This is a genomic window from Phyllobacterium sp. RCAM01083 (genome assembly GCF_055685835.1).
The window spans coordinates 140028-166828 of the sequence record NZ_JBVFZN010000004.1; the positions used below are offsets into that span (position 1 = coordinate 140028).

At 57.1% G+C, this 26801-nt stretch carries 27 protein-coding genes; 8 read left to right on the forward strand and 19 right to left on the reverse strand.

Going from position 1 to position 26801, the window contains the following annotated elements:
- Position 1: 1 nt before the first annotated feature.
- Positions 2 to 1153: an NAD(P)-binding domain-containing protein gene (locus ACZ25R_RS04770; RefSeq protein ID WP_472460225.1), complete on the reverse strand. Its 1152-nt coding sequence runs from the start codon at positions 1151 to 1153 to the stop codon at positions 2 to 4.
- Between the two features lie 50 nt (positions 1154 to 1203).
- Positions 1204 to 2115, reverse strand: a complete 912-nt coding sequence (locus tag ACZ25R_RS04775) for a LysR family transcriptional regulator (protein ID WP_472460518.1) — start codon at positions 2113 to 2115, stop codon at positions 1204 to 1206.
- A 98-nt stretch (positions 2116 to 2213) separates the two neighbouring features.
- On the opposite strand from ACZ25R_RS04775, the gene ACZ25R_RS04780 reads away from it, so the two are divergent.
- Positions 2214 to 2963, forward strand: a complete 750-nt coding sequence (locus ACZ25R_RS04780) for a sulfite exporter TauE/SafE family protein (protein WP_472460226.1) — start codon at positions 2214 to 2216, stop codon at positions 2961 to 2963.
- 83 nt (positions 2964 to 3046) lie between these two features.
- Complete coding sequence (locus ACZ25R_RS04785; protein ID WP_464663907.1) at positions 3047 to 3694, forward strand: dihydrofolate reductase family protein; 648 nt, start codon at positions 3047 to 3049, stop codon at positions 3692 to 3694.
- Between the two features lie 68 nt (positions 3695 to 3762).
- Here the strand turns inward: ACZ25R_RS04785 and ACZ25R_RS04790 are convergent, their stop codons facing one another.
- The 9 genes from ACZ25R_RS04790 to ACZ25R_RS04830 form a co-directional block, all read right to left on the reverse strand.
- Positions 3763 to 4482, reverse strand: coding sequence for a Bax inhibitor-1/YccA family protein (locus ACZ25R_RS04790; protein WP_223614215.1), 720 nt, complete (start codon positions 4480 to 4482; stop codon positions 3763 to 3765).
- Between the two features lie 27 nt (positions 4483 to 4509).
- Complete coding sequence (locus ACZ25R_RS04795) at positions 4510 to 5283, reverse strand: anti-sigma factor family protein (RefSeq protein ID WP_472460227.1); 774 nt, start codon at positions 5281 to 5283, stop codon at positions 4510 to 4512.
- Positions 5276 to 5812: a sigma-70 family RNA polymerase sigma factor gene (locus tag ACZ25R_RS04800; protein ID WP_472460228.1), complete on the reverse strand. Its 537-nt coding sequence runs from the start codon at positions 5810 to 5812 to the stop codon at positions 5276 to 5278. The genes ACZ25R_RS04795 and ACZ25R_RS04800 overlap by 8 nt, the downstream gene beginning before the upstream one ends.
- A gap of 139 nt (positions 5813 to 5951) precedes the next feature.
- On the reverse strand, positions 5952 to 6251 hold the full coding sequence (locus ACZ25R_RS04805) for a hypothetical protein (RefSeq protein ID WP_472460229.1): 300 nt from the start codon (positions 6249 to 6251) through the stop codon (positions 5952 to 5954).
- A gap of 147 nt (positions 6252 to 6398) precedes the next feature.
- On the reverse strand, positions 6399 to 7766 hold the full coding sequence (locus tag ACZ25R_RS04810) for a sensor histidine kinase (RefSeq protein WP_472460230.1): 1368 nt from the start codon (positions 7764 to 7766) through the stop codon (positions 6399 to 6401).
- On the reverse strand, positions 7763 to 8437 hold the full coding sequence (locus ACZ25R_RS04815) for a response regulator transcription factor (protein ID WP_472460231.1): 675 nt from the start codon (positions 8435 to 8437) through the stop codon (positions 7763 to 7765). Before ACZ25R_RS04815 ends, ACZ25R_RS04810 begins: the two co-directional genes overlap by 4 nt.
- A gap of 63 nt (positions 8438 to 8500) precedes the next feature.
- On the reverse strand, positions 8501 to 9091 hold the full coding sequence (locus ACZ25R_RS04820; protein WP_464663898.1) for a DedA family protein: 591 nt from the start codon (positions 9089 to 9091) through the stop codon (positions 8501 to 8503).
- Positions 9091 to 9684, reverse strand: a complete 594-nt coding sequence (locus tag ACZ25R_RS04825; RefSeq protein WP_472460232.1) for a class I SAM-dependent methyltransferase — start codon at positions 9682 to 9684, stop codon at positions 9091 to 9093. The genes ACZ25R_RS04820 and ACZ25R_RS04825 overlap by 1 nt, the downstream gene beginning before the upstream one ends.
- 125 nt (positions 9685 to 9809) lie before the next feature.
- A complete protein-coding gene (locus ACZ25R_RS04830; protein WP_472460233.1) occupies positions 9810 to 10145 on the reverse strand; it encodes a GIY-YIG nuclease family protein in 336 nt (111 codons plus the stop codon).
- A gap of 139 nt (positions 10146 to 10284) precedes the next feature.
- On the opposite strand from ACZ25R_RS04830, the gene ACZ25R_RS04835 reads away from it, so the two are divergent.
- Both ACZ25R_RS04835 and ACZ25R_RS04840 read left to right on the forward strand, forming a co-directional pair.
- Entirely contained in the window at positions 10285 to 10917 is a 633-nt protein-coding gene (locus ACZ25R_RS04835) for a DUF2239 family protein (protein ID WP_472460234.1), read from the forward strand.
- A 113-nt stretch (positions 10918 to 11030) separates the two neighbouring features.
- Complete coding sequence (locus tag ACZ25R_RS04840) at positions 11031 to 12401, forward strand: MATE family efflux transporter (RefSeq protein ID WP_472460235.1); 1371 nt, start codon at positions 11031 to 11033, stop codon at positions 12399 to 12401.
- A 10-nt stretch (positions 12402 to 12411) separates the two neighbouring features.
- Here ACZ25R_RS04840 and pepT read toward each other — a convergent pair whose 3' ends face one another.
- Entirely contained in the window at positions 12412 to 13650 is a 1239-nt protein-coding gene (gene pepT / locus ACZ25R_RS04845; protein ID WP_472460236.1) for a peptidase T, read from the reverse strand.
- Between the two features lie 159 nt (positions 13651 to 13809).
- On the opposite strand from pepT, the gene ACZ25R_RS04850 reads away from it, so the two are divergent.
- Entirely contained in the window at positions 13810 to 15408 is a 1599-nt protein-coding gene (locus ACZ25R_RS04850; RefSeq protein ID WP_472460237.1) for an ABC transporter substrate-binding protein, read from the forward strand.
- Between the two features lie 326 nt (positions 15409 to 15734).
- Positions 15735 to 17447, forward strand: coding sequence for a sensor histidine kinase (locus tag ACZ25R_RS04855; RefSeq protein ID WP_472460238.1), 1713 nt, complete (start codon positions 15735 to 15737; stop codon positions 17445 to 17447).
- Positions 17448 to 17468: 21 nt separating this feature from the next.
- Here ACZ25R_RS04855 and ACZ25R_RS04860 read toward each other — a convergent pair whose 3' ends face one another.
- Both ACZ25R_RS04860 and ACZ25R_RS04865 read right to left on the reverse strand, forming a co-directional pair.
- A complete protein-coding gene (locus ACZ25R_RS04860) occupies positions 17469 to 18056 on the reverse strand; it encodes a response regulator transcription factor (protein WP_472460239.1) in 588 nt (195 codons plus the stop codon).
- A 144-nt stretch (positions 18057 to 18200) separates the two neighbouring features.
- Positions 18201 to 18386 (reverse strand): hypothetical protein, encoded by a 186-nt coding sequence (locus tag ACZ25R_RS04865; RefSeq protein WP_464663883.1) that lies wholly within the window; start codon positions 18384 to 18386, stop codon positions 18201 to 18203.
- Positions 18387 to 18701: 315 nt separating this feature from the next.
- On the opposite strand from ACZ25R_RS04865, the gene dapA reads away from it, so the two are divergent.
- Together dapA and ACZ25R_RS04875 are read left to right on the forward strand one after the other, a co-directional pair.
- Positions 18702 to 19769, forward strand: coding sequence for a 4-hydroxy-tetrahydrodipicolinate synthase (gene dapA / locus ACZ25R_RS04870; RefSeq protein WP_472460240.1), 1068 nt, complete (start codon positions 18702 to 18704; stop codon positions 19767 to 19769).
- A gap of 41 nt (positions 19770 to 19810) precedes the next feature.
- Entirely contained in the window at positions 19811 to 20113 is a 303-nt protein-coding gene (locus ACZ25R_RS04875) for a hypothetical protein (protein ID WP_472460241.1), read from the forward strand.
- A 46-nt stretch (positions 20114 to 20159) separates the two neighbouring features.
- On the opposite strand, the gene ACZ25R_RS04880 is transcribed toward ACZ25R_RS04875, so the two are convergent.
- The 5 genes from ACZ25R_RS04880 to kdpB form a co-directional block, all read right to left on the reverse strand.
- The gene (locus tag ACZ25R_RS04880) at positions 20160 to 20609 is read right to left on the reverse strand and encodes a PTS sugar transporter subunit IIA (protein WP_472460242.1); all 450 of its coding nucleotides are present in this window, start codon (positions 20607 to 20609) and stop codon (positions 20160 to 20162) included.
- Positions 20610 to 20654: 45 nt separating this feature from the next.
- Complete coding sequence (locus ACZ25R_RS04885) at positions 20655 to 21347, reverse strand: response regulator transcription factor (RefSeq protein WP_472460243.1); 693 nt, start codon at positions 21345 to 21347, stop codon at positions 20655 to 20657.
- Positions 21344 to 24049, reverse strand: a complete 2706-nt coding sequence (locus ACZ25R_RS04890) for a DUF4118 domain-containing protein (protein WP_472460244.1) — start codon at positions 24047 to 24049, stop codon at positions 21344 to 21346. The genes ACZ25R_RS04885 and ACZ25R_RS04890 overlap by 4 nt, the downstream gene beginning before the upstream one ends.
- A 68-nt stretch (positions 24050 to 24117) precedes the next feature.
- On the reverse strand, positions 24118 to 24681 hold the full coding sequence (gene kdpC / locus ACZ25R_RS04895; protein WP_472460245.1) for a potassium-transporting ATPase subunit KdpC: 564 nt from the start codon (positions 24679 to 24681) through the stop codon (positions 24118 to 24120).
- 12 nt (positions 24682 to 24693) lie between these two features.
- On the reverse strand, positions 24694 to 26766 hold the full coding sequence (kdpB, locus tag ACZ25R_RS04900) for a potassium-transporting ATPase subunit KdpB (protein WP_472460246.1): 2073 nt from the start codon (positions 26764 to 26766) through the stop codon (positions 24694 to 24696).
- Between the last annotated feature and the right edge of the window lie 35 nt (positions 26767 to 26801).

Consider the following 26801-nt stretch of genomic DNA (forward strand, 5'->3'; position numbering starts at 1 on the left):
TTTACTCTTTCTGCAGCTCGAGATAATCCGTGAGTTCGCGTGCGGCCGCGCCCCCGGCACGATTGGCACCTATGGTGGACGCCGAAGGACCGTACCCGACCAGATGAATGCGCGGATCCTTGGCAACCTGTGTCGCCAGCCTGCCGGACATGATGATGCCGCCATTCTCCTCGCGGATCTGGAGCGGGGCAAGATGATCGAGCGAACTGCGGAACCCCGTGCACCACAAAATGACGTCGGCTCGCTGCTCCCGGCCATCGGACCAGCGTATGCCGCTCCGGGTGATCCCGGCAAACATGGGAAGCCGTTTGAGCACACCACGCGCCTGCGCTGCGCGCAGCGCCGGCGTCCACGGAATCCCGGTGACTGAGACCACCGAGCCCGGCACCAGCCCGCGTCGCACCCGGTCTTCCACAATCGCCACCGCCGCCCGCCCATCTTCCGGCGTAAACGGTGTATCGCGAAACTGCGGTTCCTGGCGCGTCACCCAGGTGGTCGACGTGACCCGGGAAATTTCGTCCAGGAGTTGCAGCGCGGAAATGCCACCACCGACGACAACGACATGCTTTCCGGCAAACTCATCCGCTGTCTTGTAGTCATGGGTATGCAGCTGCCGGCCCTCAAAATTTTCTGCGCCCGGATAGGCTGGAATATAGGGCGTCTCCCACGTTCCCGTCGCATTGATGATGCCGCGCGCGGAAAAACCACCCTCTTCGGTCTCGATACGAAAGCGCCCGTTGCGCTCGCACACGACCTTGACCGTCTGCGGCCGGTATACCGGCAATTCGAACTTCCGTTCATAGGCGGCGTAGTATTGCGGCACCGCTACCGATGCCTTGACTTCTTCACCAGCATCAACCGCCTCGACAAACCGCAGCCCCGGCAGATCGTGAACGCGATTGACCGTCGTCAAAGTCAGGGATGGCCACCGGTACTGCCAAGCGCCACCAGCACCGGGCGACTTGTCCAGAACCAGGTAATTCTTCCAGGATTTCAGGCCAAGCTGTTGCAGGTGATAGGCGGAGGAAAGACCCGCCTGCCCGGCACCGATCACGACAATATCCGCCTTCAACAGCGCGCGCGCATCGTGCTGTCCCGAGGGAGCATCCGCGCCGTTTACAGGTATGGGAGGGGCCGCTTGATCTGAAGGCATAGCCGATCATAAATTCGATCCGCGCAAATTCAAGGTCCGGCGATTGGCTTTTACACGCGACCGCCACGGCGCGTCGGCGGGGGTTTCGTCAGTTGCTCGACCAGTTCGCGCGCATGAGGATGCAAATCCTCAAATCTGCGCGCGCAGATGGCCAGATGCCGCGTGGCCCAGCTATCGGTCAAACGCACCGAATGAATGGGCATCGAGCGGCGATATCTCTTCGCTGCAGTCTCCGGGACAATCCCCAACCCGACATTCTGAGCAACCATACGGCAAATGCCTTCAAAGGTCCGCAGACGAATACGGAACGCAAGAGCATGGCCGGCACGTGCCGCATGATCACCGAGATAATCCTGCAGCGGACTGCCGGCACTCAATCCGACAAATTCCTGCCCGGCGACATCGGCGAATGCGATATGGCGACGTTCGGCCCATTGGCTCGAGCGGGCAACAACAAGCACCAGACGGTCGATGGCGAAGGGCTGTAATTCCAGACTGCCATGATCCACGGCGTCCGTGACTACACCGATATCGGCGGAACCGCCTGCCACCGCTTTGACGATCTCGGTGCTGAGACGCTCCTTCAAATCGATATCGACATTGGGCCGGACTGCGAGAAAGGCCGCAAGCCTTTCCGGCAGGAATTCCGTCATGGCCGCAGTATTCGCCATCAGGCGAATATGACTTTTCAGACCCTTCGAGAACTCGCCCAGCTCCCCGCGCATCTGCTCGATCTGCCGCAGGACAATACGGGCATGATGGGCAACCGCATCGCCAGCCGGTGTGGTTGCGACGCCGCGCCGGCCGCGTTCAAGCAGCGGGAGACCGATGACGTCTTCCATGCCGCGCAGGCGGGCACTGGCCGACGGCAACGTCATGTTGGCCTGCATGGCACCATGGGTGATGCTTCCGGCTTCCACAACCAGAAGAAAGAGACGCAGATCGGTCAGGTCGAAACGCATGCATAGGGGTGTAGCACTCAATCTGCCTTCGGCATAGCCTTAGGCAGAGTTCGGTTCTTCCGCATTGTGAACAGTACCATTCCGCGCAATGCTGGGACATGTTTGACCTGTCCGCAGCTTCCCTTCTCATGATTGCCCTGACGTTCTTCCTTGCCGGTATGGTCAAGGGTGTGACCGGAATGGGACTGCCGACCGTCGCCATGGGTATTCTCGGCACCATCATGCCTCCGGCAGGCGCAGCGGCGTTGCTGCTCGTTCCCTCTTTCGTCACCAATGTCCTGCAATTGCTTTCCGGGCCAAGCTTTGCGGTCCTCGCGTTACGGCTGTGGGCCATGATGCTCACCATCCTGCTGGGAACCATTGCAGGCGCCTGGCTTATGGCCAATGATACGGCTGGATGGACCACGATGGGTCTCGGCGCTGCCTTGATGCTCTATGCGGGGTTCAGTCTTGCCGCTCGCCAGCTGTCCGTCCCGCGCAGCCTGGAACCCCTTCTGTCGCCGCTCGTTGGCATCGTCACGGGCGTCGTAACCGGCGCAACAGGCGTTTTTGTCATACCGGCCGTTCCCTATCTGCAGGCGCTGGGTCTGACCAAGGACGATTTGATCCAGGCGCTTGGCCTGTCCTTTACCGTGTCCACCGTCGCGCTCGCAATCGGGCTGACATCGGGCGGAGCATTGCAGTTCGGCAATATGAGCATGTCAGCTCTCGCATTGGTACCTGCGCTGTTCGGCATGTGGTGTGGTCAGAAGGTGCGCGATGCCATCAGCCCTGCAACTTTCCGCCGCTGGTTCCTGGTCTGTCTCCTGCTGCTAGGGCTGGAGCTGGTTGTGAAGCCGTTGTTCTGACATCCCGCGCCCTTCTTTTTTGTTGCGCTCGCTTTCGAGAGCCGCTTAGTTTCCTCCGCCAGTCGAAATGAGAGGAATGGTCAATGTCGAAACTCTACGTTCGCAGCTTCTCTTTGTCCTTGGATGGTTACGGTGCGGGTCCTGACCAAAGCATAGATAATCCGCTTGGCGTGAACGGAATGTCCCTGCACCAATGGGCCTTCACTACACGCACGTTTCAAAAGATGTTCGGTCAGAACGGCGGCTCCACCGGCGTCGATGATGATTATGCAATACTTGGATTCAACAATATCGGCGCGTGGATTCTCGGCCGCAACATGTTCGGACCGGTCAGGGGCCCTTGGCCGGACGATAGCTGGAAAGGATGGTGGGGCGACACGCCTCCCTATCACTGTCCGGTTTTTGTTCTCACCCACTACGCGCGTCCATCCATCGTGATGGAGGGCGGAACGACGTTTCATTTCGTGACGGATGGAATTGAAAGCGCTCTGGAACGTGCCAGAGATGCAGCAGACGGAAAAGACGTGCGGGTCGGTGGTGGTGTCAGCACGATCAAGCAATACCTGCATGCCCGTCTCATCGACGAATTACATCTCGCCATTTCGCCGGTTTTTCTAGGACAGGGCGAAAACCTGTTCGCCGATATCGATCTTCTGAGCCTCGGATATAAATGCCGCGAACACATGTCCACCCCGAATGCAACCCATCTGATCATAACCAGGGACGGCTGAAAGCAAAAACCCGTGCTGAACTCTTCAGCACGGGTTGGAATGGCATTGTTGGGTTCGTCTCGACCAGCCTACTCCTGGCGCTGACCAGTCAGGCTGAGCAGCAGCTGGAAGATGTTGACGAAGTTCAGGTAGAGCGAGAAAGCGCCGAAGACAGCGAGCTTCTGTTGCGATTCGGAATCATGGCTCTCGGCATACTGCTCCTTGATCGACTGGGTGTCCCAGGCGGTCAACCCGATGAACACAAGCACACCGGCTACGGATACGACGAACTGCAGCATCGACGAGCCGAGGAAAAGATTGACGAGACTCGCGATGACCACGCCGATCAGGCCCATCATCAGGAAGGAGCTGAACTGCGACAGGTCACGCTTGGTCGTGTATCCGTAGAGGCTGGTTGCGCCAAACATCGTTGCCGCGATGAAGAAGGTACGGGCAATGCTGGTTCCGGTGAAGACAAGGAATACGGATGCCAGGGACAGGCCCATGACAGCGCAGAATGCCCAGAACATGGCCTGTGCCGACGATGCCGACATGGACTGCATCTTGAACGAGAAAAACATGACAAAGGCCAGCGGGGCCAGCATCACGACCCACTTCAACGGCGTCGAAAAGATCGGCACATAGAGAGCCGGTGTTGAGGCAACGACAAAGGCTACAAGACCTGTAACAACCAGACCAAGGCCCATGTAGTTGTAGATGCGCAGCATATGCTGGCGCAGGCCTTCGTCAAAGACCGCGGATGACTGGCCGCGCGCCGTATCCATCCCATAACGCAGAGGTGTATTCATAAACTCGGTTCCTTTCGGTTCGTTGGATCAGTAAAGGGTTTTGGCAAGGCCCAGCGCAGCCTTTTCCAGATCTGCCGTTGCAGCATCCGAAACGAGCGCATAGGCGACGTCGCCAACTTGAAAATAGGCCGCAGACGTGCCGTTCACGCGGAGAGCGCGCGGTTTGACGACATCAAACGTGCCGGGACGCACGGCAAAGAGCGAAACCGGACCAAGGCTGTCGGACCGGACTTCCATTTCGACACTCGGTCCAAAATTGGACGGAAACAGTTGAACGTCATGCACCGTCCACTTCTCAGGCATTGCGGGTATGACGATTCCGGTCGACGCGCGTATCTCCGCAGGGTCGTAGCTGCGGGTTTCCGGCTGCGAAACCATTTCGGCACGGAGCGTTGATGTCTTGTGCGCCATGATGGCGTCTGAGACGTAGGCGGGCGGCGGCGTTGCGGCGACAACTTTGGAGACGGTCAAAGGACCGAACCCCGCATGGGCCATCCAGCCCAGGGCCAGCAGCACCCCAACCGCCGCAATGCGTTGCAAACCGCCAAACAGCCGGTCCCGTCCGAGACCCCGTTCAAGCCGGTGCGCAAGTTCTGACGTTTCCGGAGACCCGGCCGTATGCCCCTGCGCCAGCGCAAGCCGAAGTTCGTCGCGCGACTGCAGATCTGACATGACACGAGCGGCCTGTTCCGGATGCTGCGACAGGTAACGCGCAATCTCAATCCGGCGAAGGGTATCGAGCTGGTCGTCGATATAGGCATCCAGATCCGCTTCGACGACGGGATCGATCGTTTCAGTCATCTCGGCCTCCTACAATTTTCAAATGACCCGCCTTTCCCAATTGCCGGTCGTTTTCGTGGGAACGAAGGGTTGCGCGGGCCCGGCTGATCCGCGACATCAAGGTACCGACCGGGATGTTCAATGTGTTCGCTGCCTCTTCATAGGAAAGACCTTCCAGCGCAACGAGATGAAGTGCAGACCTCTGCTCTTCAGGAAGAGCAAAAAATGCTTCCCGCACCTGGCCAAGCCGCACGGAATGTTCCTGTGGCGCATCGATAGCCACATCGGCAAGGGAATAGGCAGCCTCCAATGTTCGGGCCTCTACCGCGTTGGAACGCTTGACGTCGATGAACCGGTTGTGAAGGATCGAAAGCAACCACCCCCGAAGCGTATTGCCATGACGAAACCCGCTTCGCCGCTCATAGGCGCGCAAAAGCGTATCCTGGACGAGGTCCTCTGCATCCGCGTCGTTCCGGGTCAGGGAACGGGCATAACGGCGAAGAGAACCAAGCTGTCCAACAACATCAAAACGTGGCTTCGGCGTTTTCATATGGTGTATACGGAGCCCACGCGGTTTTATTCCCGTTACACGAAATTATTTTATTGTAGCACAAGGGTGACCTGTTCGCGCCGATAAGAGCGAAGCCGGGATACGGTTCGACCAGCGCTGCCGCATCACAGGCCAGACTTCATATTCCTTCAGTCCTATGCCTTTTGGTTTCGGTGCAGACGCGTTTGATGACGAGCGCAGCCGCAAAACCCAACCCCACCACGCTAAGCACGAGTATGACAGGCATCTGCGCGCCGACAAACCAATAGAAAACTGCAAACAGACCTAACAACGCCAGAAGCGCGACGAGCGCTGAACGCTCCGTGCTCACCTTAAATCGGCAACTGCCTATCATGGCCACAATGCCAATCAGGACCGCTCCCATCCCCACGATGAGTGGCAGTGCCGCCATGAGCACAGGCTCGGTTGTTCCGTCCATGCGTATTCCCGTTTCTTGAATTTCTGCTTACTGACACCACAATCATAGTCACCTTTCATTGCAACGAAATTACGGTTGCATCCCGGCAGGCAATCTATCGTTGAAGAGCGCCGGAAAAGCGCACAATTCAGCGCAATCTCCTGCCAGTCATTCTGCTGGCTGGCCGGAACCCGTGGTGGAAGGCGCAAATTCGACACGGAAGCAGGCGCCAAGCGATCTCTGCACAATGGTAATATTCCCGCCATGCAGTTCCATGATCTCCTGGACGAGTTTGAGACCGAGACCGGAGCCTTTGGTGCCCTGATGCCGTTTGAAAAACGGCTCGAACACACGCTCGCGAAGTTCAGCGGGAACGCCCTGCCCTTCATCCGCGACCTCGATCCAGTTTTGCCCGACAACCACCGCGATGGTGCCCGCACGGCCGCCGTGATCGATGGCATTCTGCACGAGATTGGTCATCACTCTTTCCAAGGCAACGGGATCGCCCTGCACGACCGCATTGGCGGCGGCGGCTTCAAAACCGACTTCATACCCCGCGGTAAATGCCAAAGGCCCCATATCGAGAACGACGCGCTGCGCGAGCTGGATGAGATCAACATCGGTGAAATGGCGCACGTCCTGCTTCAGCCGCTGCAGGTCAAGCATTTGTTCCGCCAGAACCGCCAGTCTTGCGGTGTCCTCTGTCAAAAGAGATTTGGTCATGCCTTGTGGCAACGATGCGACCCTCGTCTTGAGGATCGCTATGGGCGTGCGCAGTTCGTGGGCAGCATCAGCGAGAAAACGCTCCTGGCGGTCATAGCCTTCGTCCAGGCGACCCAGCGCTCCATTGACCGCACGCACAAAAGGCGTGACTTCCGAGGGCATGCCGGTCGACGTCAATCGTACCCCGCGTTTTTCGATGTCTATCGAATCCGCTTGTGCGGCAGCCTGTTCCAATCCCCGCAGCGATCGCCGCACGACGATGGGCGTTGCCACGAAAGCACCGAGCGCAATGATCCCGAGTATCGGAACGACAAGTTTCAGCAGGATCAGTGAAATTCCCAGGAACACCATGAAGAACGGCGCAAGCGCGGATGATCCCGTCAGTATCTGTACACGGCCAGCGTCGGTCTCGACCCAGCGCATTCGGGCCGTCGGCCTTTCCCGGTCACCGATATTCCAACCGAAGCGGGCCTGGCCAATCCGGTCCAGAGCATTTCCTATGCCGACATATTCCTCCGGGATATCACCTTCCGTCAGTTGATGCCCCTGCCCATCCCGAATGATGTACCAGAGGTCCGGCACATCTTTTCGCAACGCCCTTATTGCATCCGTATCCTTCAATATCAGGCCACCGTACGGGTCTCTTCCAATGCCCGCTTCGAGAATTTCAACGGTATTTTCCGTCGAACGGAAGTCGAACAACTGCCCGGAACCGAAAAGCACTGCGATGACAAGAATGAGCACAACGGACTGAACCGCCAGCAGCCGCCAGAACAATCGCCGCCTGAGGGATTGCGGGGGCTGCTCCGTCATGACTCTTCCCGCAGGAGATAACCCACGCCGCGAATGACATTGATCACGACTCCGGCCTTCGCATCGGCCAGTTTGCGGCGAAGTCTGGAGACGTGGGAATCGAGGGCGTTCGACTGAATCTCATCGTCAAAGCCGAAGACAGCTTCCATCAGCGCGGGCCGCGGAACCATGCGGCCGACGCGGCGCAACAGGCTTTCAAGTACCAGCATTTCGCGCCGCGGCATCTCGAGCCGGCAATTGCCGACGAGAACATCGCGATAGGCCATGTCGAAGCTCAATCGCCCCACCGTGATGATTTGCGACTGCGCCAGCCCCGGACGGCGCAGAACCGCCCGCAACCGGGCCAGAAGCTCGTCGAAGTCGAATGGTTTGGCCATGTAATCATCGGCACCGGTCTCGAGGCCACTGATACGCTCTGGCACCCGCCCCTTCGCCGTCAACACAATAATCGGCAGGGTAAGGCCATTGCTGCGCAATTTTGGAATGAGGCTCAACCCGTCACCATCCGGAAGTTGGCGATCGAGCAGCAGCGCGTCGTAGACTCCGTCATTGAGAATGAGCTCGGCATCAAAGAGACTGCCGACATGGTCCATCACCAGATTGTGGCGCGCAAACGCCGCTCTCAGCGCCGCGACCAGTTGCGGTTCGTCCTCAACCAGCAATATGCGCATCTGCCACTCCGCCCCCGATTCACCCGATTTTATCGCCACGTTCTTGCATGCGGAAGGTGCCACTCATCCACGCACACGGCGAAAGATCAATCCAACGGCCAGTTCACCCAGAAGAATAGCGCCAACAACAGCTATTCCCATCTGCAGCGGATCACGTTCCGATTGACGCAACAGGAAGCCGAGACCGACCAAGGGCGTATTCCAGACAAAGATGCCGAGAATGGTTGCCGGCAGAAAGCCTTGCAGTTTCAATCGCAAGACACCAGCTGGCATTGCCAGGAATATCCGGATGGTCGGAATGGTCTGGGCGACGAGCGTAACCCAGAACTGATTTGTCTCGTAGGCGTTGGCCATGGCGCGGTACCGGGTGACCGGCAGGAAAATATAGCGGCCGAAACGGGCGACAAGCGCATCCGTTCGTTTCTTTCCCGCCAACCGGCCAATGCCATACCAGAATAGGGCACCCAGCGTGGACCCGCAAACGGTGGCGAGCACGAGCACAATCAGGTCCGGGACGCCCGACACATATGTCGCACCGAGAAACACCAGCATGAGATAAGACGGAAGAACCGGGATCAGCTTCTCCGCGAAGGCAAGAGCGACAATGCCAAGCAATCCCATGTCCAGCAGCGATGCATAAAGCGGAGAATCCATCAGCGCGCATTCCCGAGCAAGGGAACCTGATGGCGGGTGATGCGGTAGACCGAAGCCGGCGGGAAATTGCGGAACGTCCAGCCAGTCTTCTCTGCCTTGAGGTCGAGCTTGTGCAGGAGCAAGGAGGATACCGGGCATTTGGGGCCGTAGGTAAACTGGTAAAATCCTCCATCCCGGCGTAACCGGGAAAAACATCCCGCGAGGATCGCCAGCACGATGGCGGGTTTCATCGACAGAAGCGGCAATCCGCTGATAACATTGCCGAAAACCGCATCTTCAAAGAGGCCGCGCTCCCCGATATGCCGCGCATCCATCTGGTAGAGTTTGGTATCGGGAAATCTCACCTTGAGGAGAGGCACGAACTCCGGCCCATACTCGATCAGCGTGATGTCGCGCTCTGCAATGCCGCGTTTCAGCAGGGCCGACGTGAACACGCCCGTCCCGGGGCCAAGCTCCAGAACAGGGCCGTGAGACGGCGATATGTGCTCGGTCATCAGAGCCGACAGACTGTTACTGGATGGTGTTACCGATGCGACGCGTAGGGGTGCGCGCAGCCAGGCACTGAAGAACCGAAGAATATCTGTTTGAGCCATTCAAAATCTCACATGAGGAACGTTGCGGGTTCCACCATGTGCGAGCTCAAACATTGTGACAGTCTGGCATGCCCGGCAAGAATTCACACGTTTGGTTTGGCGATTCCGGCAGGCCCTGCCGCTGGTTAAATGGCAGCACCGCCAAGCGAAGAACGCCAATATGCAACACGCTCCTTGAGACGGGCCTGACGGACATAGGCCAGTTTCTCGTCCTCCATTCGCTCAAGTTCCTCGAACACGAAATCGTCCGATGTCCCATGGTTCCAGGCCTGCTGCAGGTCCCGGCACGGATGATTGCCAAGACGGAGCGTAAACCACAGGCGGTTCTGGATCGTATCAAGGTTGGTGCTTTGGCCAATCCAGATCTTGCCCGACGCGAGGCAGCGAACGGCATAAATTCCAACGATTGCTTTTCTTTCCTTATAGGCCGCGATCGCCGCCTTTTTGTCCTCGGTCTTCATCCGTCATTCCGTTCACAAGAGTTTTCAAATCAAAGCCCCCATAGCAGTCAATCCGAATTTCGTCAATTTATTACCCGGGTGATATTGACTTTTCATTTTATAACCCGGATATAAATCAAATATCAATCGAGTACCCGTCATGACCGACCATCTTTCCCGACCCTGCACCGCTTTCGACGGCACACACCTTCTCTTGTCCGGCCCCCTGGTCGAAGTGGCTTTGGCCGTAATGAATACTTCCGAAGAAAGCGGCACTTCCGGACCTCTCCTCGTCTTTGACGACAAGACTGGCCGCGTCGTGGATCTCGATCTGCGCGGTACAAAGACCGACATCATCGCACGGTTGTTGCAGTCGTCGAAGGATGATGACGGTTGGCAAAATGCAAGCCAAGCGTCGCGGGAACCCGAGGGCGGCCAGCCCGCACCTGCACCGCGTGGGCGAGGACGGCCAAAACTCGGCGTCATTGCCCGGGAAGTCACACTTCTGCCGCGGCATTGGGAGTGGCTTGCCGAGCAAAGCGGGGGTGCATCCGTTGCGCTCAGGCGATTGATCGACGAAGCCAGAAAGGCGGGCGGCAGTGAAACCAAAACCCGTGCCGCCCAGGAAGCAGCCTACCACTTCGCATTGGCGATGGCGGGCAATATGCCCGGCTTTGAAGACGCAATCCGGGCGTTGTTTGCCGGCAACCAGACCGCTTTTGTCGAACGGGTCAGCGAATGGCCAACCGACGTGCGCCAGTATGCGATAAAGCTGGCATACGGGAGACAGTAAGCACCTCTTTCCGGGCGGGAAGGCGCACTTCGACGAAATATACGACTATCCAACCTATCAGAACTGGAGCGAAATGCCGTTCCGGAAGGGCAGGCTATTGCCTGACACTTGACATGACCCAACAGAGTATCACCCCAAGAGCTGCACGGCCCCTATGGCGCACATTCCTTGCCATCCTCCTGCCAATGATGCTGACCAATGTATTGCAGGCGGCATCAGGCACGATTGACGGAATCTTTCTGGGCCAATTTCTCGGCGTCAAAGCGATTGCAGCTGCATCGGCATTCTTTTCGATCATCCTGTTGTTGTTCTCAATCGTTATCGGCCTGAGCAGTGGTGCGACAGTTCTTATCGGTCAAGCCTGGGGTAGCGGCGACCGCGGGAAGGTCCGGACTGTGGCCGGCACGGCTTTGGGAATGATGATCCTTGCGGGTTTCATCGTCAGCATAGTCGGAAGCTTGTTTGCGCAAAAAATCATAGCGATGCTTGGGACACCCGCAGACATCCAAGCCGATGCCACGATTTATGCGCGCACAATGCTTGCAGGGATGCCGATCATCTTTACGCTTTGGCTGACAACATCGATGAGCCGTGGCGTATCCGATGCAGTGACACCGTTATTAGCTCTCTCAATCGCTACAGTCGCTTCTCTTGTCTGCACGCCTGCATTCATTCGTGGCTGGTTTGGCATACCGTCCCTTGGTGTAGCCAGCGCACCCATCTCAGCGTTTGTCGGCGCCATCATTGCGATGCTGTGGCTTGCCAGGCATTGGCGACGCAAGAATCACCCTCTTGCGCCGGATTTCCGAAAACTTTTCCAGATGCGGATCAATCTCCATCTTGCCAAAGCCATCTTGCGCATAGGCCTGCCAATGGCTTTGCAGATGCTGACGATGGCGGTGGCTGAAATGGTCCTGCTTGGATTGGTAAACCGGCATGGCGCCAATGCAACAGCAGCCTACGGGGCAATCAATCAGGTGATGCACTGGGTACAGCTTCCAGTCATGTCGCTTGGCATCACAACATCGATTTTGACCGCCCACGCCATCGGTGCAGGCCGGGCAGACAGGATCGGCAAAATCCTGCACACCGGCCTATGGCTGAATGTCGTCACAACGGGTGGCTTCGTCATCTTCGCTTATGCGTTTGCCAACCCGATTATCGGCTTGTTCATAACCGATAGTGAGGTCGTTGCTGCAGCAATACAGCTTCTGCACATTGTGCTCTGGAGTCTTCTGGCGGCCGGAGCGACCAGTGTCCTGACCGGCGTGATGCGTGGCAGCGGTACTGTGCTCAATCCGACCGGCCTGTCAATTCTCGCCATCCTGGCAGTGGAAATACCGCTGGCCTACTTCATGAATGCCAAGATCGGACTGACTGGAATATGGATTGCCTATGCCACGACCTTCGTCACGACACTGCTCTTTCAGATGCTGTACTTTCGTTTTTCATGGCAACCTCACCACATCACACGCCTGGTCTGAATGGCCAGGGTTAATCCTGCGGCGCACGCGCTGCGCGTTGCAGGATTTCGACCACCATCTCGGAGGCCTTTTCGAGCGAACGCACCGGCAGAAATTCGTAGATCGAATGAAAGTTATGGGCGCCGCAAAACAGATTGGGGCAAGGCAAGCCCTTTTCCGACAGCACCGCGCCGTCATAGCCGCCGCGCATGGGGATCGACTTCGGTGATACGCCAATCGCCCGCATCGCCTCCAGCGCCAGCTGCACCGGATAATGATTGGGGCCCTGCAAACTATCGGCGACGTTGCGATACATTGGCTGATATGCCGCTGTCACAGTCCGGGCACCGTGGAGTTGATTAAAACTCTCGACGACGGTCTCGACAAAGTGGCGCCGGTGGTCGAATCCCGCCTGGGTAAAATCGCGGATGTCGAGAACGATCCGTGTCTCGGCAACCGTACCATGGATGGATTTGACCCAGTAGTAGCCTTCGCGGTTTTCCGTATATTCAGGTCTTTCACCTGCCGGCAGCATGGCGATGAATTGCTGGGCAAAGAGCACGGCATTGCGCAGCTTGCCCTTGGCCGACATCGGGTGCGCGGTCTGCCCGTGGAAGGTGATGTGGAACTCACCCGCATTCCAGTTCTCGTGCACGATCTCGCCAATCTCACAGCAATCCAGCGTGTAGGCGAAATCGGCATTGAGGGTTTTGACATCCAGCGCTTTGGCTCCCAGAAGGCCAATTTCCTCATCCGGGACAAACACGACCTTCACCTCGCCGTGTTCAATCCCGGGGTTCGACTGAAGCGTCTGCATCGCATGCATGATCTCGGCTATGGCAGACTTGTTATCCGCACCGAGCAAGCTTGTTCCATCAGTAACGATGATCCGGTCACCGGCATAACGCGTCAGCTCGGGAAAATCGCTCGGACGCATAACGACCTGAAGCTGTTCGTTCAAGACGATATCGCCGCCTTCATACTGCACGATCTGGGCTTTGGTATCCGTATTGTACTCGCTGCTGGTGTCGAGATGGGCGACCCATGCCACGGTAGGAATCGTGCGATTCTTGTCGGTTGCATTGCTCGGCAGTGTTCCCACCACGATCGAATGCTCCCGTTCCTCGACATCCAGCCCCAGGTCACGCAACTCTCCGGCCAGCAAGCGCGCCAATACTGATTGACCGGCACTCGAAGGCAAATGATCTGCGCCGGGGACCGTCGTGGTGTTGATGCGTGTGTAGTTGAGAAATCGTTCAACAATGTCCATTGCGTTCTCTGCCTCTGATCAAAGATGCTGGTTTCGATGATTCCACTTTTCAGGACAAGCGTTTAGGTGACATATTTGTATTGCATTGCCCCGAGCCCTCGCCGATAAATTCCGATCCCATCCATGTGATACGTTGATTCCCAGAAAAGACAGGACGACATGAAACTTCCCGAGAAAATTCTTTCAGCGACTATCCTTGCCCTCGGATTGAGCGGAACAACCATGGCTGTCGCTTCCGCAAAGACATTGATTTATTGCTCGGAAGCCGCGCCAGACGGCTTTGACGCTGCGAGCACCACATCGGGTGCGACATATGACGCCTCCGCACGCAATGTTTCCAATGGCCTCATCAAGATCAAACGCGGTTCGACCGAACTGGAGCCGGGCCTCGCCGAAAGCTGGGATATTTCCGCCGACGGGAAAGAATATACGTTTCACCTGCGCAAGGGCGTGAAATTCCAGACAACGAGCTATTTTACCCCGACGCGCGATTTCAATGCGGATGACGTTATCTTTACGTTCGACCGTCAGGGGAACAAGGCCAATCCCTACAATGGTAAGGGAGTCTGGCCGCAATACAATTCCTATTCGTTCCCGAGCCTTATCGGCAAGATCGAAAAAATCGACGAGCATACCGTCAAATTCGTCCTTACCCGTCCGGAAGCGACGATGCTCGCTTCCCTTTCCCTCACATTCGCAGTCATTCAATCCAAGGAATATGCGGACAAGCTTCTGGCCGAGGGCAAGCAGGACGAATTTGGCCTGTTACCCATCGGAACAGGTCCCTACCAATTTGTCGATTATCAGCCGGACACGGCCGTTCGCTATACGGCCAATCCCGATTACTGGGGCGGGAAGCAGAAGATCGATAATCTGATCATCGCCGTAACCCCGGATGCCTCTGTCCGCTACCAGAAGCTCAAGGCTGGCGAATGCCATGTCATGGCTTACCCGAACCCGGCGGATCTGGCTGAGATGAAAACCGACCCGGCGATCAACCTCCTGCAAAAGGAAGGCTTGAACATTGCGTTCATGGCCTACAACACGCTGGTCGCACCTTTCAACGATGTGCGCGTGCGCAAGGCCATCAACATGGCCGTCAACAAGCAGGCGATCATCGACGCGGTCTACGGCTCGACCGGCATGGTTGCCGTCAACGCCATTCCGCCGGGTGTCTGGTCTTACAATGCAGCGGTCAAGGACGATGCCTATGATCCCGCGCAGTCGCAGAAACTGCTCGCAGACGCTGGCGTCAAAGATCTTTCGATGAAGATCTGGGCCATGCCGGTTCAGCGTCCCTACATGCCCAACGCGCGCCGGACCGCCGAAATGATGCAGTCTGACCTGGCAAAAGTTGGCATCAAGGCTGAAATCGTTTCCTATGACTGGACCGAGTACCTGAAGCGGTCACTGGAAAAAGACCGGGACGGCGCGGTCATTCTCGGATGGACGGGCGGCATTGCCGATCCGGACAATTTTCTTGCGGCCCTTCTGGGTTGCCAGGCTATTGGCAGCGGCAATCGCGCCAACTGGTGCAACGAGGACTTTGAAAAACTGATCCAGGCAGCCAAACTGACCACGGACCAGGCTGAGAGAACAAAGCTGTATGAACAGGCTCAGGTCGTGTTCAAGGAGCAGGCACCCTGGCTGACGATTGCCCATCAGATCGTCCAGCAACCGATTAGTGCCAAAGTGAAGGATTTCCGCGTTGATCCATTCGGCGGTAATCTGTTTGAAGATGTCGACATCGACGAATAAGATCGTTGAGCGACGGGGCCGGGACAACGCCCGGCCCCTGCGCAATTCTTTACAGTATCCGAGTATTGTTCATGCCGGTGCTGATGTGGCCAATACTGCGGCTCGGCAACATCATTGAATTACGTCTATAGATAAGTTACGCTATTACGATGCCGGGCTTTCACGATGGGGAAGCCCCTAATTTCGGCAGGCAGTATTATTAGACTAGTGACGGTTTCATGCTCTGAAAAACGCATAAACCGTATTTTCGTTCTGGACTTCTGAGATAACCAGAAATCCGCACGCAATATATTTCATACATAAACAAATTTATAAGTTGCAGAGACATGCAGAAAGACCTGAAGCCTTCCCTGATAGTTGCGGTATCCATCTGGTGCATTGCCCTGCTGGTGTATGTTTCCGTGTCGGCCGTCACGATTTTTCGGGACAAGTCGGACATGTTCGCGGCAAAGGCCAATGAGATCACAACCAGTGTTGATCGCCGCATTGCCCAGAATTTTGCTTTCGTCAAATCCCTGGAGGTTTTTTCAACCGTATCCGGTGTTGAGTCCATGAAGGTATTCAGCTCGCTGGTTCAGCATATAATGGACGCTTGCCCTCGCATACACCTGATCCATTTGTACGAGCTCCCCAAAGGCGATCACCCCTCTCACGCTACCCTCGTGGCCAGTTTTCCGTCGACCACTGACGTTGCGGCAATACCTGCAGTGCTCCCTACAGTCATTAGCCAGCCCCGTGGTATGATCCGCGGATTCGCTGATCCACGCTTTCCCGGGCGCTATTTCACGACAGCACATGTTGACAATGGCAATGCCCATTATGCCATTGTCATGCTTCTGGATGTAGCACAAATGATCAAGCCACTCCTGCTGTCCGGCTCACCGGAGGTCGAGTGGATCATTGGCGGCGTCCCTGCCATCTTGTTGAATGACGAACAGGATTCGCTTTTCACCCCCTGGCTTCGGCTCGAAAAAACAATCGTTTCCAGTCTGCCCAAAACCGCATCGGAGGACCTCACCAACTTCCCCGAAGGGACGGTGTTTCGCATAAGCGAAACTGTTGATCCGAGTGAATTGTTTAATCCGTTGGGACTTACGGCATATTGCAGTCTTTCCGCCGCAGCGGTCGCGGCAGCCTATCATACCCTGCACCAACGTCGGCTCTCCCAGCGCCTGCGGCAATCGGAGGAAGAAGCACTGGGGCGTGCCGCGAGGCTGGAAAAAGAGAACCGGCTGGAGCATGCGGCACGGGTCAATGCCATCGGGGAGCTTGCAGCCGGCATTATCCATGAACTGGCGCAGCCCCTCACATCACTGCTCAGCCAAAGCCAGGCGAGCCTCAAGATACTCGAGGAAAAAGCCCCCCGCACCGGCTTCCTGAAACAGGCAATGGATGCCAACGTCCGGGATGCAAGAAGAGCCGGCCGAATACTCGGAAAGATCCGTGATTACATTGCAAATACAGCTGCAGCCCCTGAAATCACGACGCTTAACAGCGCGATCCTGGAGATTGTCGAGATTCTCAATTTGGAGATCAAACAACGGAACGTTTCGTTGGTGCTTTGTCTTGCAGAGCCTTCGCCCGTTGCAAACATCAATCGGGTAGAGCTTGAACAAGTCGTCCACAATCTGGTCCGCAACTCGATTGAAGCACTCGGTACGTCGGAGCAGCCGCAAACGCGTATAACCATCCACACCATCGCAGATCACACCGTGAATATCATCCAAGTGTCAGACAACGGGCCCGGTTTGAGCCCGGATACGCTTGCACAGCTCTTTCAGCCCTTCTTCACAACCAAGAGCAGCGGAATGGGATTGGGTCTCTCGTTGTCCCAAAGAATAGTGCAACGCGTCGGCGGGCTGCTCACCGCTTCGAACAAAGATGGCGCGGTCTTCACGATTACCCTGCCAAAAGCGGAGACTCGTCCAGCAATAGCACCTTGCATACCGCTAGTGGCTTTCGACGCAACGAACGGAATGCAACGGGAACACAACATCAAGCATTTCACCGCCCACACCAACAAGCGATATGCCGGTTAAAGAACAAAGCGCCTCGATGCCCTACTGAACCCTCATTTTCATCTGCACAAATTCAGCCACGGATGTCGTGCCCAGTTTCTCGGAAATATTGGCCCGGTGAGCATCGACCGTCCGCAATGAGATGTTCAATGACGTTGCAATTTCCTTCGAACCCCATCCCCGGCAGACGAGATTGATGATTTCATTTTCGCGCGGGGTCAATGACGCGAACAACGCCTCGGCCTCTCGCTTTTCCAAAACAATCTCGAGAAGCACTTCAGCTTTCCTGAGCGCTTCAAAAAGCTGCTCCGGATCGACAGGCTTGGCCAGGAAATCAACGACACGCGATTGAAACGCCGTGCGGCAACTCCTCAGATCTCCATACCCGGTAATAATAATGATGGGCCAGTCAATGCCTTTGCCAATCAGTTCCTTCTGCAATTCCAGCCCGTTCAACTCCGGCATCTGCAAATCCAGAAGCAGGTATCCGGGCGGCAACAGGCTGACCTCACGAAGAAAGGTCAACGGGCCATCAAAAGCAATGACGTTGATCCTGTAGGCCTCGAAGAGCAGACAGAGCCCCTCCCGGACGGCAGCATCATCGTCAACGAGATAGACTGGATAGCGCATCAAAACGTGACCTTGTCTGGCGGCAGCAGCAATGGGCAAACGGAAACCCTGCCGTCGAGCAGGCGGAGAATACCCCGCCACACGATCACAGATTCACATGACAATGTATCCGTATTTGTACCTATACAGGGATCTGCCAGGCGATCAGATTGAAACAGCCATGGCAACGATGAGCACGGCCAGGGCGAGCGTGAAAACGAGAACCGCCACATCCGCGTCGCTGAGTCTGACCTTTGCCGTCCGAAGCGGTGATATTCCAGACCTTGGCTTGGCCTGACACGCAAGAAGCATGATGGCAATAATAGCCAGAACGTAGGTAAGATCGCGCATTCTATTCAACTATATCTGGTTCATATCCCTGTTTAAAATAATGAATTCAACATATGAAATCCATTGCAGCACCACACCCAGAATATAAAAATCTCATATGAGTTTTGATGTCCTGGAAATTTCTATGCTCGACTGGGTACAGCCTCGCGCCCCTGATCCTTATACTTTTTTGATATGATTGCCGCGAACACGCAATGGAATTCCTATCGGAAGCGTTGATACGTATTAGCCGTACTCAACACGAGAATTGCGCGAGATGACAGCGACACGGAACAAGATGCCGGCAAAGCCTGCCTCCAGGGGTACGCGCTTTCAATGCCGTCGCGTCCGTTTGCCGCCCGGCAGAGCCAGTTCCTGTCCATGCGCGGATGGAATGCAGAAGAGGACATCATGAACAGCGACAGTCAAGTTGAACGATCACGGCTAACCGGCGCGATGACAGCGATCGTCACCCCGTTCAAAGACGGGAATGTCGACTACGACGCGATCGGCGAACTGGCGGAGTGGCACATCCAGTCCGGCATAAGCGCTCTGGTTGCGTGCGGAACTACGGGAGAAGCGTCCACGCTTACCTGGGATGAACGGCTGAGGATCATCAGAACGTGCCTGAAGGTATCGAACGGCCGTGTACCCATCATTGCCGGGACCGGCACGAGCAGTACTGAACTGACCATTGCCCATACATCCGCTGCTCTTTCCTGCGGCGCGGATGCGGCCTTGATCGTCACGCCTTTTTACAATAGGCCCAATCAGGATGGCATTGTTCGTCATTTCGAAGCGATTGCCGCACGCGTTCCGATACCGGTCATTGTCTATAACGTACCGTCCCGGACCGGCGTCGATATCTCCTTGCAGGCCCTCGACCGGTTGTCGCAGATGCCTTCAATCCTTGGCATCAAGGATGCAACCGGCGACGTGAGACGGGTCGAAGAGATGCGCAACACATTCGGAGATCGCTTCATTCTCCTGTCGGGGCATGATGCTTCAGCCCACGCCTTCAACCTTTTGGGCGGCGACGGAATGATTTCGGTCATGGCCAATGTCCTGCCCCACGTTTTTGTCGCCCTGCAAAATGCCTGCATCAAAGGTGATTGGCCAACGGCGAAGTATATTCACCAGAGGCTGAAACCTCTCCTCGAGGCTTTCGAGCTGGATACGAACCCCTGCCCCATCAAGGCCGCACTGAAACACCGGCGCGGCATGCGCGACGAGGTCCGCCTGCCCCTCATCACCGTTGCCGATGATGTCGCCGCACAGATTGCATCCGCCCTGGATCACCTTGGAGGCGTTACCGCTCCTGATCATGGCGCCTCGGATGAGGCAGCGTTCAATCTCCGGGAAAAATCCCCGGTTCATCCTGCTCCACTCGCGTGGCGCGTTTAGAGTCTTTTCCCAATGAAATCACACCAGCCCGGAAGCAAGACATGACGGAAAGCAGCATGCAATATCCCGGCAACTCCAATACCCGCTGCCGTTTCATCGTCGGCCGCAATCTGGATGGCTGCTGGGTCGTTTGCGACAGGCAACGCCTTGTCGGCGGCCTCTTCGCCGACAGGGAGTCCGCCATCCATTTCGCCGTGAGTGAAAGTAAACATGAAGCTGGGGCCGTCTGGTGCGCACAGGACGGCGATTGTCTCATCGCCGATCCCTGGACCGATCTTTCAGTCCATGTCACGCCCTTTGACGACTCGTCGCATCGACAGGGCCGCTATCGCAGATCAGCCTAGATCGATTTTTCTGGATAGGATGGACAGGCGGTCTCTTGGCTGCCTGTCACGCTATATCTGTCAGACATGCGCAAAGCGTCCTCGCGTCCCCGGCGGCTCGCATTTGTTCGAGCACCCCGGGAACTCTCAGTTTTCGCGTAAAATGTGCCAACACATTCAAGTGCCTGTTTGCTTCAACGTCCGGCGTGATCAACATGAGAATGACATCTACCGGCAGATCATCAATGGCATCGAACTCGACGGCCTTCTTCAGCCTTGCCAGGCAGGCTCTTGGCTTATCGATCCCTTCCATCCGCGTATGCGGAATCGCCACGCCCTGTCCGATGCCGGTGGAACCGAGGCGCTCGCGCTTTTGCAGCGCAGCTAAGAGAGCCGCCGCCGGAACACCCGCATCCCTGCTCACAACATCCGCCATGGCATGCAGTGCCTGCGTCTTGGATGACACCTCCAGATCGTACATCACATCATCAAGATTGAGATAATCAGCCAATTTCATTCTCATTTCCAATTGCAAATCCCGGCGTACAAGCACGCGGCAATCCTAGTCGGCCTCTTTCAGACGATACCCCACGCCGGTCTCCGTCATGATGTATCGCGGCTGATCCGGCAGTTGCTCGATTTTCTGCCGGAGCTGCCGGATGTAGACGCGCAGATACTGGACATCCGCGGAGCCACCCCACACCTGTGACAGGAGAAAGCGGTGCGTGAGCACCTTGCCGGCGTGCTGCACCAGAACGCGGAGAATATCGTATTCCTTCGGCGACAGCTTCACTTCATTGCCGTCGACCTTCACAATTCGCTTCACCAGATCGACCGACAGACCGCCGGTTTCGAAAACCGGCAACTCCCCCTGCTGCTGCAGGCGATGCCGCAGGGCAACCCGAATGCGTGCGACCAGCTCGTTCATTCCAAACGGTTTGACGACATAATCATCGGCTCCAAGCTCCAGCGCCTCCACTATGCCCCGTTCATCGGTACGGCTTGACAGTATGACCACCGGAATATCCGAGCCCTCCTCGCGCCACTGGCGCAGAAGATCGAGACCGGAAACACCGGGAAGACCGAGATCGAGCAAAATCAGGTCGGGCTGATGCGCTTCCGCCTGCTCGGCCGCGCTGGTGGCATTCCCAGCCTCCAGGATATTATAGCCCTGCGTACCAAGGCCGACCCGCAACAGTTTCCGAATGGGTTGCTCATCGTCCACGACAAGGATCCTGACGCTGGAATTTGTCACGGCCTGGCATCCATGCTGGGAACGGTCCGGGAAGCCGGCATTCTAATGGTGAAAACGGCTCCTAACCGATCGGTTCTTTGTTCCGCGGTGATTGTGCCGCCCATTGCCTCAATGAATCCACGGGAAATGGAAAGCCCCAATCCGGTTCCCGCCTTGACCTGATCACCCTTGCTCACCCTGTAGAAACTGTCAAAGACCCGTTCGAGATCCTCAACGGGAATTCCCGGACCTTCGTCCATCACCTGAAGGATGACCGATCCGTCATCCGACCAGGCTTGTATCCGCAGAGCCGAACCGTCGGGGGCATATTTCGCAGCATTGTCCAGCAGATTGAAAAGCACCTGCTCAAACAGGACAGGATCAATCCTCAGCATCGGCAAGTCATCCGGTATCGAGATCTCGATCTTATGGGTTCCGATGATCTTCCTTGCCCGGCTCAGCGCCGAACCGACGATGTCCCCGGCATAGTGATAGGCGAAGTTCGGTTCCATTGCCCCGGACTCAATCCGGGTCATGTCGAGCAGATTGGCAATAAAGCGATTGAGACGTTCGGATTCGTCGATGACTGTCGAGAGAAGATCGGAACGTTCAGCAGCAGCAAGCACGGGAGAGAATTCCTTCAAGGTGCCGGCAGCACCCATGATGGCAGCCAATGGAGTCTTCAGATCATGCGAGATAGACGTCAGCAGGGCCGAACGGAGGCGGTCCGCTTCCGCCGCCAGCTTTGCCTTGTCCACATCGGCCGCCAGTTGTGTTCGCTCAATGCCAACCGCCGCCTGGTCGGCCAGGGCGTCGAGCAGGCGCTGCTGTTCAGGCGTCAACAACGGCCCCTTCTTGTCGCTGTCGAGACCGATGACACCAACGGCCATGCGGCCCGTCCGCAAGGGCAGATAAAGCCGCTTTGCGCCCGGCAGGGTATCGGCGCCCCTTCCCGCAGCCCTGTTGTTTTCCCATGCCCATCGCGCGGCCGCGATGTCGGCGTCATCCAATGTGTCGTCGGGCGGATAGCCGGCCTTCACTTCAATCGAACCTTTCTCCGGCAGAAGGAGCACGACCCGCAGTTTCAACATGGATGCGATCTGAAAGGCTGTGGCCCACAGGACATCATCGAGCGTACTCGTTCCCGCCAGCTTCTTGCTGAAGAGATAGAGATCTTCCGTTGTTCTGGCCCGTTGCCGCGCTGCCGCGGCCTGCCGCTGCACCCTCGCCGTCAAATTGCTGGCAATCACAGCGACACCGAAAAAGAAGCCAAGCGCAATCACACTTTCCGGGTCGCTGATGACCAGGGTGTAAAGGGGATCAAGGAAGAAGAAGTTCAGCACAACCGCGCTCAGCACCGACGCAAACAGGGCCGGCCAAAGTCCAACCGTCACTGCCGAAGCAAGCACGGCCATCAGGAAGACCAGGGCGATATTGCGTACATCCAGCACGCGCGAGATCAGCAGCCCCACCGCCAGCGCCCCGGCGACATATGCCGTGCTCAGGAGATAGGCCTTGAGCTGGAAACGTCCCTCCGGAATTTCCGGCGCTTTCTGACGTGCCGGTTCGCCGTTCTGCTCGTTCCCGGAAATCACATGCACGCTGATATTCCCGGCGTGCCGGATAAGATCATGCGACACCGACCCTTCGAAGAACTCGCGCCAGCGCGGCTTTGTCGGCTTGCCCGTCACAATGTGCGTTACGTTGTTCTCCCGCGCATAGCGGGCAATCTCCTCCGCGGGATCGCGTCCGGGCGTCGTGATCGCATCTCCCCCCAATTGGCTTGCCAGCCGCAAGGTGGAAGCAATGCGATCCTTGTCGTCTTCCGAGAGCCGGGTTGATCCGGGCGTTTCCACATAGAGTGCCGTCCACGGCGCACGCAAGCGGTCAGCGAGACGCCGTGCATAGCGGACAAGGGCGGTTCCTCCCTGATGATCGTCGATGCACACGACGACGCGATCGCCGGCAGCCCACGGTCCCGATATCGCGTTCGCCTGCATGTGCGAGAGAAGCTGATCGTCGACCCGCTGCGCCGTGCGGCGCAAGGCGAGCTCGCGCAGTGCTGTCAGGTTCCCGGGAGAGAAATAGTTCTCGATCGCCCGTTTGGCGGTGTCGGGAACATATACTTTGCCTTCATGCAGGCGCTTGATCAGATCTGCCGGCGTGAGATCGATGATTTCAACATCGTCCGCCTCATCGATGACGGAATCAGGCACGGTTTCCCGCACGCGCACATGGGTGATCTGGGCCACGACATCATTCAGACTTTCCACATGCTGAATGTTGAGGGTGGAGTAAACATCAATGTCGTGTCTTAAAATCTCCTGGACATCCAGGTAGCGCTTCGGATGGCGTGAACCCGGCGCATTCGTGTGTGCCAGTTCGTCCACGAGGACGAGAGCCGGACGGCGCGCCAGGATAGCGTCAATGTCCATCTCTTCAAGCTGGTGGTCCTTGTAGTTGATACCGGCTTTGGGGAGAACTTCAAAACCTTTGACAAGTGCTTCCGTTTCCTTACGCCCGTGTGTCTCGACCACACCGATAACAACATCGATGCCCTCGGCAACCGCCGCCCGTCCGGACATCAGCATCTCGTAGGTCTTTCCGACCCCCGGCGCTGCCCCCAAAAAAATCTTCAATCGACCACGGGTCTCTCGCTCGGCGTTTTCCAGCAGCGCCTCAGGCGATGGTCTTCGTTCAGTGTCGCGGCCGTCATCAGGCATGTGTCATGACCCCTTCGAAAATACCGGGAACCCGCATCGCACGTTCCCGGTATTTCAGGCTAACCGGCTTATTTCAGACCGTCGAGTGCCTGATTCAACGCCAGCACATTGATAACCGGCTCACCCATGAATCCAAGCTCGCGCGCCTGTATGTTCTGATCCACCAGCTGGCGAATGCGTGCCTCGTCGACACCTCTTGCCTTCGCCACGCGCGGTATCTGGAAATCGGCAGCTGCCGGAGAAAGATGCGGGTCCAGGCCGCTGCCCGACGCCGTAACCAGATCAATGGGGACAGGAGCAGCGCTATTCGTTTCCTTCAGTGCCGCGGCATCTGTCTTGATGCGGTCGATCAGTTTTGGATTAGTCGGTCCGAGATTGGAGCCGCCGGAAGAACTCGCATTGTATCCGTCACCGGCGGCCGATGGCCTGCCGTGAAAGTACTTGTCGGCTGCAAACGCCTGGCCGATCAGTTCGGACCCGATGACAGTGCCGTTCTTCTCGATCAGACTGCCATTGGCCTGGTGCGGAAACAGCAGTTGCGAGAGCCCGGTCATCCCCAGGGGATAGATGAGACCCGTGATCACTGTAAGGGCGATAACCATGACAATCGCGGGTTTGAGTTGTTTTAACATTGGAATGATCCTTTATGCGAGCCCAAGGCTGGTGATGACCATGTCGATCGCTTTGATGCCGATGAATGGCACGATGACACCGCCCAGGCCGTAAATCAGAAGGTTGCGGCTCAAGAGAGCCCCTGCACCGACCGCCCGGTACTTGACGCCTTTGAGCGACAGCGGAATGAGCGCAACGATGATCAGGGCATTGAAGATGATTGCCGACAGAATGGCGCTTTGCGGCGTCTGCAAGCCCATGATGTTGAGCGCGGCGAGCTGCGGGTAGAACGCCAGAAACATGGCAGGAATAATGGCGAAGTATTTGGCGATATCGTTGGCGATCGAGAATGTTGTCAGCGCACCGCGCGTCATCAGGAGCTGCTTGCCGATGCCGACGATTTCAATGAGCTTGGTCGGATCGCTGTCGAGATCGACCATGTTGCCCGCTTCACGCGCGGCCACCGTGCCGGTGTTCATGGCAACACCGACGTCGGCCTGCGCAAGCGCCGGCGCGTCGTTGGTCCCGTCGCCGCACATTGCCACGAGTTTCCCCTTGGCCTGTTCGTCGCGGATGAGCGAGAGCTTGTTCTCAGGTGTGGCCTGAGCGAGGAAATCGTCAACGCCGGCTTCCGCCGCAATGGCCGCCGCTGTCAGCGGGTTATCACCCGTGATCATCACAGTCTTGATACCCATGCGGCGCAGTTCCGAGAAGCGTTCGCGAATCCCGCCCTTGACGATGTCCTTCAGGTGAATGACGCCGAGCAGCTTGCCATCGCGTACCACTGCAAGCGGTGTCCCGCCTGCCTTGGCTATCTGATCGGCGATGGACTGCAGCTCACGCACCAGCTCGGCGCTTGCCCGGATGGTTCCCGTCGCAACGGTTATGGAATTGACATAGGCAAGAACCGCATCGACAGCTCCCTTGCGGATGGACGAGCCGTCGATATCCACGCCGCTCATGCGGCTTTGCGCAGTGAATGGCACGAACGTGGCATGCAATGTCGCCATGTCACGCGCACGAATGCCATATTTTTCCTTTGCCAATACGACGATAGAGCGGCCTTCCGGCGTTTCATCGGCCAGGGAGGCAAGCTGCGCCGCATCGGCCAGCTCCTGCTCGGTCACGCCGGTCACGGGACTGAATTCCGTTGCTTGGCGATTGCCGAATGTGATCGTACCGGTCTTGTCGAGAAGTAGTGTGTCGACGTCACCGGCGGCCTCGACGGCGCGTCCGGACATGGCAAGAACATTGAATTGGATCAACCGGTCCATGCCCGCAATGCCGATTGCCGAGAGAAGCGCGCCGATCGTGGTCGGGATAAGCGTGACAAACAGAGCGACCAGGACAACCACGGGAATGGCGCCGCCTGCATAGGTTGCAAAGCTTGGGATCGTTGCCGTTGCCAGCACGAAGATCAGGGTCATGCCGGCAAGAAGAATGTTGAGCGCAATTTCGTTGGGCGTCTTCTGCCGTTCCGCGCCTTCGACGAGCGCAATCATCCGGTCGATGAAAGTCGAGCCGGCAGCGGCAGTGATACGCACGCGCAGCCAGTCCGACAGGACCTGGGTTCCGCCGGTGACAGCCGAGCGGTCGCCGCCGGACTCGCGGATGACCGGAGCGGATTCACCGGTGATGGCAGATTCATTGACCGAGGCGATGCCTTCGATGACTTCACCGTCCGAGGGGATGATATCACCTGCCTCGACCAGCACGATATCGCCGACCTTCAGCTTCGTGCCGGGCACCAGTTTGAAGCTGGTCCGGTCGTCTCCGGTGAGAAGCTTGGCCTGCGTTTCCGTGCGCGCCTTTCGCAGTGAATCCGCCTGCGCCTTGCCGCGGCCTTCGGCGACGGCTTCGGCAAAATTGGCGAAAAGCACGGTGAACCAGAGCCAGACGATGATCTGGAATGAAAATCCGAGATCGCGGCCGCCGGTCGCCAGGTCCTTGAGGAACAGCACCGTCGTCAGGAACGAGACCACAGCAACCACGAACATGACAGGGTTTTTGATGAGGCTGCGTGGATCAAGCTTTTTGAAAGCTCCTCCGACGGCCGGTATGAGTATGCGAGAGTCCATAAGGCTCGCGGATTTGGACTGGCTCATTTGAGACTCCAGTTTTGAAATTCTTGTAACGGCAA